The 10995-nt window shown below is 34.5% G+C and carries 7 protein-coding genes; all 7 read left to right on the top strand.

All coding sequences use genetic code 11. The annotated features are described in order from the left end of the window. On the top strand, positions 1 to 297 hold a 297-nt coding region (locus NTZ27_13415), incomplete at its 5' end, for a response regulator (protein MCX6175745.1). 747 nt (positions 298 to 1044) lie between these two features. Further along, a complete protein-coding gene (locus NTZ27_13410) occupies positions 1045 to 1794 on the top strand; it encodes a histidine kinase (protein MCX6175744.1) in 750 nt (249 codons plus the stop codon). 12 nt (positions 1795 to 1806) lie between these two features. Next, positions 1807 to 2532 (top strand): LytTR family DNA-binding domain-containing protein, encoded by a 726-nt coding sequence (locus NTZ27_13405; protein MCX6175743.1) that lies wholly within the window; start codon positions 1807 to 1809, stop codon positions 2530 to 2532. Between the two features lie 280 nt (positions 2533 to 2812). Next, complete coding sequence (locus NTZ27_13400; protein ID MCX6175742.1) at positions 2813 to 3862, top strand: T9SS type A sorting domain-containing protein; 1050 nt, start codon at positions 2813 to 2815, stop codon at positions 3860 to 3862. 166 nt (positions 3863 to 4028) lie between these two features. After that, the gene (locus NTZ27_13395; protein MCX6175741.1) at positions 4029 to 6635 is read left to right on the top strand and encodes a TonB-dependent receptor; all 2607 of its coding nucleotides are present in this window, start codon (positions 4029 to 4031) and stop codon (positions 6633 to 6635) included. A gap of 14 nt (positions 6636 to 6649) precedes the next feature. Beyond that, positions 6650 to 9763, top strand: a complete 3114-nt coding sequence (locus tag NTZ27_13390) for a hypothetical protein (protein MCX6175740.1) — start codon at positions 6650 to 6652, stop codon at positions 9761 to 9763. A 29-nt stretch (positions 9764 to 9792) separates the two neighbouring features. Continuing rightward, positions 9793 to 10812, top strand: coding sequence for a PorV/PorQ family protein (locus NTZ27_13385; GenBank protein ID MCX6175739.1), 1020 nt, complete (start codon positions 9793 to 9795; stop codon positions 10810 to 10812). Positions 10813 to 10995: the final 183 nt, after the last annotated feature.

The following is a 10995-nucleotide window of genomic DNA, read 5'->3' as shown; positions in this document are numbered from 1 at the left end:
TTTGAAATTGATTTTTGTGAATCAGTTGATGAATATTATGAAAAATACTCGAAGACAAATTATGACGTAATAATAATGGATGTAGCATTAAAAGGAACTAAGAATGGTTTGGAGTTAATAAAAGAGATTAAAGCAGCCCCGCAATTTACCGGCACTCCCATACTTTGTCTAACCGCACATGCACAAACTAAGATGAGGCAAATGGCAACTGAATCCGGTTCAGATTATTTCATAACCAAACCGGTTTCAAATAAAATACTTAAAGAAGCAGTTGAATTTCTTTTAAAATCAAAATAGTACAGAAATAAAATAAAAATTTAATAGATGTTTTTTTACAGTAAATTTATTGAGATGAAAAATATTTAGTTATCATTTGTATTTTATTTTGAAAACAGCCTTTTAAAAAAGCACACTAAAAATCTAATCCCTTTTTCATCCCGTTAACCGATTGAAAATGAAGTACTGATTAATTCAGTAAGAGATTCTTGGAATATGCGCATGCGTAATTTTTTTTACTATCAGTTATTATTTTATCATAGCCGGAGTTATTGCTCTGGCTTTTCCAATTGGTGAAAGATAACCGCTTATCATAATTAAAAACCGCTTATCGCAATTCAAAGGATTTTTTCTAAAAAATGAATAAATTGATATTGAATGAAAACGAGTTTTTGAAGCTAAGTATTATATTTTGAGTGAAGATTATTCTAAATCAGAAAAATTGTAATACCCATGAAGATGATTAAAGAAATATATAAAAATACAGAAAGGACCTTTTGGTTTCTGCAAATCTTTGGTTGGATCATCTTCTTTTTTCAATACATATTTGTGTTTAGCCCCATTAAAGATTTTACATTTCGGAATCTTCTTAATAGAATAATAAATCTTTCCGTAGGTTTTATAATATCGGTTCTGTTACGTTATAGATTGAAAAGAATTAATTTTCTGGAATATTCATTCATTTCGCTCTCTATAATAATATTTGTTTCTTCATTTATATGTTCGGCAATATGGAGTGTAAGCTCTATCGTAATTATTGAATCATTAATGAATAATAAGATAACTTTAGGAAACATTACTTTTTGGGAAATTATTGTAGGTATTATTAGGAATAATGCGGTTTTCATAGGATGGAGCGGATTATATTTTGGAATTAAGTTTTGGATGGAATGGGTCTCGCAAAAAGAGAAAACAGACAACGCGTTACTACTTGTACGCAATGCTCAGCTTGAGATGTTAAAGTACCAGCTAAATCCTCATTTCCTATTTAATACTTTAAGCTCATTACGAGCGCTTACTTCCGATGAAAATAAAAAAGCAAAAGAGATCATCACAAAAATTTCAGAATTTTTACGCTACACATTAATAGAGTTTCATAATAATGAAGTAGCTCTATCAAAAGAAATTGAAGTTATAAAGAACTATTTAGATATCGAAAAAGTAAGATTTGAAGACGAACTAATTGTAGATTTTAATATTGAACCAACTGCTGAAGTTTGTCAAATCCCTATTTTTCTTATTCACCCGCTTGTTGAAAATGCAATTAAACATGGAATGCACACAAGTCCTATCCCGTTGAAAATTATTATATCAGCGAACATGCTCGGTGATTTTTTGAATATCAGTGTTTTCAATACCGGTAAATGGATTGAAAGAGGGGAAAATAACCATGACGGTAGAGGGTTGGAAAATATTAAAAGAAGATTAGAAATTTACTCGCCAAACCAGCATGATTTTCAAATAATTAAAAATGATGAATCTGTGCAAGTAAAGATGTCACTTAAAAAAAAGAACTAAATCATTAATTATATGATACCAAAATATAAAGCGATTATAGTAGATGATGAAAAACTTGCACTACTTGATCTTAAGAATGTCCTAAGCACGTTTGGAGAGATTGAGATTGTAGGAGAAGCAAACACCGTTGACTCAGCAGTAATGCTCATAAATAAATTACACCCAAATTTAGTTTTTTTAGACATTCAATTACGCGGAGAATCGGGATTTGATCTGATAAATAAAATAGATTTTGAACTAGATTTTGTTTTTGTAACTGCCTACGATAAATATGCAATCAGAGCTTTTGAGGTTAATGCACAAGATTATTTGTTAAAACCGGTCAGTGCTGAAAGAATATATCAAACTATTGATAAACTTACTAATAGAGCATTAAAAGAATCCGAGTCATTTCGTCAACTGGATTACGAAGATGTAATTTTCCTTATGCTTAATAATAAATACAGATTTTTAAAGATAGATTCTATTGCTGCTATCACTTCTGATGCAGATTATACATTTGTACATATTATAGATAAAACTCATTCGATAACTAGAAAAACTATGAGAGAATGGGAGAGCCGGCTTCCGGAAAATCATTTCTGCAGGATACACAGAGAGACAATTGTGAACTTGGGTTGTATATCCAAAATTGATGATTCATTTTCCAATTCATATAAGGTTTTTCTTAAAGGATTTGAAAAACCTTTTCTCATGAGCCGTAGATATGCAGCTAAAATAAAAGAGAAATTTGTCTAATCCCGATTTTCTTCTCTATTATCCAGTTATAAAACCACTTTTCGCAGCTATTAACCGTTAATCGCAATTGTATTCTCAAGTAAGCCAGTCTAAATTAAATTGAGTTAAATATATAAAACTTCATTATACCGAATTAAAAAAATAATCCAGATGAAGTTTTTTGAATTACAGTATCCGATCAAACATTGTTTTTGTTATTAATTTGTTCAACACAATAAATTAGTAAAAAACTAAGCAAGGATTATTTCAAACTCCATCTTTTAATTTATGGAGGTAAGTCATGAAAAGAATCTCTACTATTATTGGTATCACAGTTTTCATTCTATCATTTCTCGGTTCGGAAAAAATATTTTCTCAAACAATCCTCTTCTATGAAAATTTTGAAAATGGTGCTAAGGCATCATGGGGAACTTATTACAAAAATCAAGACATGGTAATAGCCCAACCGATGGCACAAGCACCAAAAGTTTTAACTGGCGGTGCAAATTATGTTGGCTGGTTACAAGATGTTAACGGAGACTATTCGGGTTCTGCCGTGGCTGTAAACGGAGATGTTACTTTACAAAATTATTCGATAGAAGCTGACGTTTATTGTTACTATTACAATTCAGCAGGGTCAGCTTATACCGGATTAGTTGTTTATGCCGATAGCTCTAAAAAAGATTTTTTTAAATTACGCGCAGACTTTGATTCAAGCGATCGTATAAATCTTTCCGGTCTCAAATCTGATCCCAATACTTACCTGCCTTTATTTAGCAAAGATTTTAAGGGCGTAGATAATCCTGGTATATTTCCAACTACCGACAGTTGGCATAAAATGAAAGTTGAAGTTAGAACAATTACTTCTACTAAAGTTGGTTTTTGGTGCTACTTCGATGGACATTTGTTAACAGGGTGCCCGATTTATTATGAAAATGCGACTGCAAATATTGCAGGAAGATTTGGACTATACTCCTTTCAAATGGATGCAGACGGTATAGCAAGTTATTTTGATAATATTTATGTAACACAATTAACCCCAACTTCAGTTGAAGAAAATAGTAAGCTGCCTACGGAATTTTCGTTATTGCAGAATTATCCAAATCCATTTAATCCCGAAACACAAATTTCTTATAAATTATCAGCTGGTGGTTTCATCTCTCTTTCAGTTTATGATCTATTAGGTCGTGAAATAAAAACGCTTGTATCCAAAGAACAACCTGCCGGTTATTATTCTGTTAGTTGGAACGGGAAAAATGAATTTGGGAATGCTGTTCCTTCAGGTGTATATATGTATTCATTAAAGACCAGTAATTTTTACGAAAGTAAAAAGATGATTCTCATGAAGTAATCTTCGTTCATTTTTTACAGAACCTTTCGAAGATTTGAAACAAACAAATAAAGGTTTATAAGAAAGTAAGATTTGGAAGTTGAAGTTAGATCTTCGGAAGGTTTTATCAATTGGAAAAATAAAATTTAATTACACTATAATAATTTGTTTAAAGGGGAGGACCCTCTTGAAAAATTATTTAAAAAAAATTAACGTCTTTTATCTTGTGATAATACTTTCAATTGCACCTTCCTTTATTTTCTGCGGAACAACAGGTAAAATTTCCGGCACCGTAAAAGATGCAATTACGGGAGAACCACTTCCAGGCTGTAATGTAATGATCGAAGGAACTACATTAGGAGCCTCATGCGATCTTAATGGCCAATATTTTATAATTAATATAAGACCCGGTCGTTATACCGTTCGTGCGTCTATGATCGGGTATAAAAATTATAAAGTTACTAATGTTCAAGTTGTTATTGATCTCAGTACACAATTAAATTTTTTGATGGAATCCACAACAACAGAAATGGGAGAAACGGTTGTTGTTGCGAATCGTCCAATCATTGAGAAAGATGTCACTTCGAAACAATCAGTAATAAGCGCCGATGAAATTATTAACATGCCTGCAGAAAGTGTTCAAGATATTTTAACAACTAAAGCAGGATTTACTACTGACGCCGATGGCAACATCCACGTAAGAGGAGGTAGAACAGGTGAAATAGCATACATGGTTGATGGTATGTATGTTGAAGATCCTCTGTACGGTGGTTTTAACAATTCCATGAATAAAGATGCAATTGAAGAAATGATAATCTTAAGCGGTGCTTTTAATGCTGAATATGGCGATGCCATGTCAAGCATAGTTAATATTGTTACGAAAGATGGCGGCGATACTTTCCACGGAAAATTTGAGATTACTTCACCGATGTTAAATCAATCTCCTTATAGAAAAAATAATCCTTTCCCTGGTATAGCAGATAGTTATAATTATGTGGAAAAAAGTGTAATTGACCGGTTCAAATTTAGACCATTCGATTTAGAGATACCGATAAACGGAACATTAAATTTGTCATTGAACGGTCCTTTGCCAATTATCCCCAACCTTACATTTTTCATTTCTGGTAAATATAAAAATGAGGATAGTTATTTACCTCATGGCTACACTTTGCAAAGAGACGGCTTTGGCAAATTAACTTATAAATTTAGTCCGAATGTAAAGTTGTCATTATCCAATCAGATAACTCAGAATGAATCTCAAGGATATAGTCATGCTTGGAAATACTTGAGTGAAAATCAAAGTCACTCAATACAAAATACAAATCGCCTTGGATTAACATTAACACATACACTTAATAATAGTATGTTTTATACTGCTCAACTTTCCCGCTATGTTAATAATATGAAAACTCAAGTAGGGAATAAACAGCCGCAAGATTATATAAGAGGTCAGACAGGTGAAACCGTTTATTTCTATGTCAGCGGTGATGATTCTCCTTATTCTGATGATCAAACAATTACCTATGACGGGAAATTTGATTTAACTTATCAAGCTAACAACTTCAATCAGTTTAAAGGTGGATTTGAATTTAAGAGTCATCATATTCAGGTACATGAAGAATCTCAACCGTGGCCATCAGGAGCGCAATACAAAGATGAATATGTTCGAACGCCGATTGAGATGGCAGGTTATATCCAGGATAAAATTGAATATGATTACCTAATAATAAATCTTGGTTTACGTTTTGATTATGCCGATCCAAAGACAACTATGTGGCCGGACATTCGCCGCTTTGGAAGTTTTGATAACAACAATAATTGGATCCCTTCTGTGGAAGAATCTGTCTCACCAAAAACACAGTTAAGCCCACGCATTGGTTTGGCACATCCTATTACCGACCGTGCTGTGCTTCATTTTTCTTACGGTCATTTCTTTCAGAATCCGGATTACAATGCTCTATACTATAATAACAATAAAGACTTAAGCACGTCAATGCCGTTAGTTGGTAATCCCGGGGTGAAAGCGCAAAAAACAGTTGCTTATGAAACGGGAATAAAATATAAACTGAGCGATGATTGGGCATTAGATGTTTCAGCGTGGTACAAAGACATTACTGATTTATTATCAACGCTTCAAGTAACTTATTTATCTCAAGATTATGTCGTTTTTTACAATTCAGATTATGCAAGCGTAAAAGGTATTGATCTAACGCTGCGCAAGCGGTACAGTAATTACATTTCAGGATCTATTGATTATACATTTATGGTAGCTAAAGGAAATAATTCGCAACCGCTTGGCGGATATTTTAATGCGTTTGCAAAAGAAGAAATTCCTCATCAAGAATATTTTTTAGATTTTGATCAAAGCCACGATATTGCTGTGAATATTAATTTTAATATTCCAAAAGATAAAGGACCGGAAATATTAGGGATCAAACCGTTTTCCGATTTTAATTTGAACTTACTAATTCAGGCTGGCAGCGGACTTCCTTATACTCCTTATGTTGATCCGACTGTGCGGATTGATATTAACTCCGGACGAAAACCCTGGACTTCTACAGTAGATCTTCGAATGATAAAAAAAGTTTGGTTTTCTACTATAGCAGCATCATTCTTTTTAGAAATTACAAATTTACTTAATGTGGAAAATGTTCGTTATGTATACTCGCGTACCGGTAAACCTTTCGATACAGGTGTTGCGGGACTCGTAGGTTCATCGCCGGACGCTGATCATAATCCTTCTTACGTAGGGCCACCGCGAATTATTAGAGCGGGAGTTCAATTTATTTGGTAACAGGAGAAAATATTATGTTTAAATTTTTGATGAGATATTTTATTCCGCTAATAATTTTATCTCTTTTTTCCCCCGCACTGATTCAAGCCCAAAATTTGGACTGTAGCGGTTGCCATAAAGAAATGAAACATGAACAGATTGAACGATTAAAGAAAACATATTCAGCAGGGGAACGGGGAATTGGAATTATGGATAAAGGACAGGTTTCCAATTATCTTGGAAATTATGGTGTTCTCTCCAATTATCATGAATATTTTAATAATGCTATTCATTGGCCTGCATCAGCAAATACTGAAACGCAATATTGTTTTGGATTAGGTTTAATTGTAGCGGTTAAAGGAAATGTAATAACCTCTGTCATAAGTGGTCCATCAGAAAAAGTTGATTGGACTCCCAAAGCAGGATCGCGTGGGAAAATTTATTCCGGAGATGTTACGGCGCCTCCTCCAGACGAAACTCCCTTTCTTGCAAGCAGTGACAATGCGGAGACATGGCCTCAAGGATATTTTAATAATCAAGGTGCATGGGTAAGCACTCCCGGAAAACGTTATTGGCCCGGTCACTTCCGAATTGATATTGATCCGAAATCTCCTAACTATGGAAAAGAAGTTGCCGGAGAATTTGTTTCTGATCGCGATATATATTCTGTTTTTGATGATAGAGAAAATTCTAATCCGAATGGAGCCGTTGGAATTGAAGTTGAAGAAACAGCTTTTAGCTATGGTCGTCCTTATGCTGAAGATATGTTGATTTGGGATTTTACAATCCATAATAAAAGCGGCAGACAACTGGATAGTATCTATGTAGGATACAACGCAATTTTTAGACCTGATTATGATAACAAAGATTTGATAAATATAATTGACAGCAATCCCAAAGATGCCCACACCAATGGCGACTTTGTTTATGTGTGGGACGTAAACAATACAAAGGATGGCGCATGGGCAAATGATCCTTCACCGTTGGGAATGGTCGGGTTAAATATTTTAGAAACTCCCAAGAATATGGGAATAACTGATTTTCATTTTTTCAATCGAGAAGTATCACCAAAAGTTGATCAGGAAATGTGGCCTGTAATCAGCAGTAATCCGAACGACCGTAATTTGGGAATTCCCAAAGCTATTTTTCATGGGGCCAACCGCCGAATGGATACTACCAATCCTGATAGTATGAAAGTATATTTTCCGGAAGGCGCACCCTTAAATTATTATATTTTTACTGGCCCCTTCAGTCTTGCGCCGAATGAATCGGTAAAATCTTCTGTTGCTGTTGTCATGGGAAACTCCGGTAGCATTCCAAATCAGCCTGATACAACTGACCTAATGAAAAATTTAAGAGTCGTTCAACAAATGTATCAACGCAGTTACCAGGGTTCCGGGCCACCGGCAACGCCTAAGGTAACAGTTAACGCCGATGATAAACAAATTCGTTTAGCGTGGGATTCAGATGCTGAAAGTTCCAAAGATGCATTAACAGGAGAAAATGATTTTGAAGGTTACAAAATTTATCGAAGCGACGATCTTGGTAAAACATGGGGATCACCAATTACAGATTATTTTGGAAATGTAATCGGTTTCAAGCCAATTAAAATTTTTGATTTGATTGATGGAATAAAAGGTCCCGATCCGGCATACAATCAATCGTTAGGAGATGATACTGGACTAAAGCACAGTTATGTTGACGAAAATTTAATCAACGGAGTTGAATATTGGTATTGTGTTACAGCTTATGATAAAGGGAATCAAACACTAAACAAACTCGAACAGTCTTATCAATCTGCGCTCGGGCATTCCACGATGCAGGCAAACACTGTTTCAGTAATCCCCGGTGTTAAAGCTCAAAATTATAGCCCTCCAAATTATGGTCCCCAATCTAATTTAGCAGGCTCCGTCCCACCGATTGGCGGTCTCTCACAGGGTCTTGTTAAAGTAGATATTATTAATCCGGAATTAATTAGAGGTGATGATTACTTAGTAACATTTGTAGACTCGGCATTGCAAGTTGTAGGGACTAAGAAAAATTATGTTCTTGGTTTTAATCTATATAGAATTGCTAAAGGAACAACAGATACAACATTATTATTGGGTCATCATCTTTTTTCAGATAACACCGGAGATAATTTACCAGTAATAGATGGATTTCGATTAACTGTACAAAATTCTCCGTCTGGTGTAGAGTTTATAGGATGGACAAAAGTTAACGGTGATACATGCACTTTTGATTGGCGCACTGGCCCTGTACTAAAATATAAGAACAGACCCGATATTGTACCAGAAACAATTTACACGACGGATAATATTCGTATTACAGTTGATACTAATCCATCGGGCGGACTTATGGCGCATTGGTATGATTTCTTTACTAATAAGGATCAAAAAACTCTTCAACATTTACCTCTGAAGGTTGAAGTTGTTACAGATCCTGCACATCCAATTGATATAAGTAGTAATACATGGCTTTATGAATATGCTGTTTTAGCACCCGATGATTACAGAAAAGATTATTATAGCCCTTTAGGATGGGATTTAATTCCCGGTGGTAAAGGATTCACTAAAGGCAGTCCGGGTTATTATGAAAAATATGCTGATGTTCTAGTATTAGAGCAGGTTAATGTTAATAACACAACTCATGATACAACTTACTCTGGACTTTACCTGAATACTAACAATTTTCCGGATCATTATACAAATGCCGATGGAGATCCAGTTTATAAAAGAGCATTTCCTCCTTCCAATGGTGATCAGTTTACTATAAAAACTTATAAACCATTTAGAAAAGAAATTAGATATGAATTTAATACACAGAAAGCAACGTATTCATCAACACAAGAGATTGACTTAAATAAAATTCGAGTCGTACCGGATCCATACATTGTTGCTAACGTTTGGGAAACAAATCAGTTCGGCAAGAAACTAATGTTTAATCATTTACCGAATGAATGCAAGATTTCAATTTTTACGGTAGCAGGAGACCACATTGCCGATATAGATCATAACGATAATAAGGGATACGAATATTGGGATATGCGAACCTACAACAGTCAATACATTGCTTACGGTTTATATGTCTATGTAGTTACAATTCCTAACGGACAAAAGAAGATTGGTAAATTTCTTGTTATTAAATAATTACTCCTGAGCCAGTGGAGACAAAGCTAATGAAAAAAATAATTACGTTTCTTTTAATTCTTGTATTGCCGACTGTAAATTTTTGCCAAGGTTTTTCTAAAGTTGGCACTGCTGCTGCGCAATTTCTTAAAATTGGTGTTGGCGCAAGAGCAATGGGAATGGGTGAAACTTTTGCTGCAGTTGCAAATGATGTATCCGCACTGTATTGGAATCCGGCAGGAATTATAAACCTAAAATCTATAACTGTCGGTGTAAGTCATTCACAATGGTTTGCGGAAATTTTCCACAACTATGCTGGTATGGTAATTCCTTTAGGCGAGAGTGATGCATTGGGTATTAGTGCAACATCTTTAACAACGGGAGAACAAGAAGTTACAACTGTTGAACAACCTGAAGGAACTGGGGTTTATTATAGTGTGAATGATGTTGCCTTTGGTTTAACATATGCCCGTGCATTAACCGATCGTTTTTCGGTTGGATTGACTGTTAAATATATTCAGCAAAGTGCTTATAATGAATCTGCTAATACTGTTGCAATAGATATAGGGACTTATCTACGTACGGGATTTCACAATTTAGTAATTGCAATGTGTGTGTCAAACTTTGGTGGTAATATGCAACTCGAAGGACGCGATCTAATAGCATTGGTTGATATAAATAAAACAATCTCGGGGGAATATAATCCTGATGCGCGATTAAAAACAGAACCCTGGTCTCTGCCTTTAAATTTTCGTGTTGGTATTTCGATGGATATTGTTGGCGGTAAAGATCCTTTAATCCAATCCGGATACCATCGCTTTACAATGGCATTGGATGGTAATCATCCCAATGATAACAATGAGAGAGTGAACATTGGCGGTGAATATTCATGGAATGAAACATTCTTTGTGAGACTTGGCTACAAAATAAATTATGATATAGAAAATTGGACTTTCGGTACCGGCTTAAAAATAAATGTCGGAGATCAGCAAGTAGGTTTTGATTATGCACTTGTTGATTATAATTTTTTAGGAAAAGTCTCTCGATTTTCACTTGAACTAAAATTCTAGTTGAGTTTGTATTCTTCATGATATTTTTGAAAATTGTGAAACCTGCCAATGGCTTCAAAAAGTATCTGTCTACTTTCTTTTATAGAAAGCTAGATCAGTACAGATTATTACAGGCTCTAACTATTAAAAGAATCACTTATAAATTGTATGTAAAAAAAATTTATCCTTTGACAAGTTTATTAA

The sequence above is a fragment of the Ignavibacteriales bacterium genome (assembly GCA_026390775.1).
Taxonomy (GTDB): Bacteria; Bacteroidota; Ignavibacteria; order Ignavibacteriales; family Melioribacteraceae; genus Fen-1258.
The sequence above is the reverse complement of the archived record's forward strand: the minus strand, read 5'-3'. Positions and strand labels throughout refer to the sequence as shown.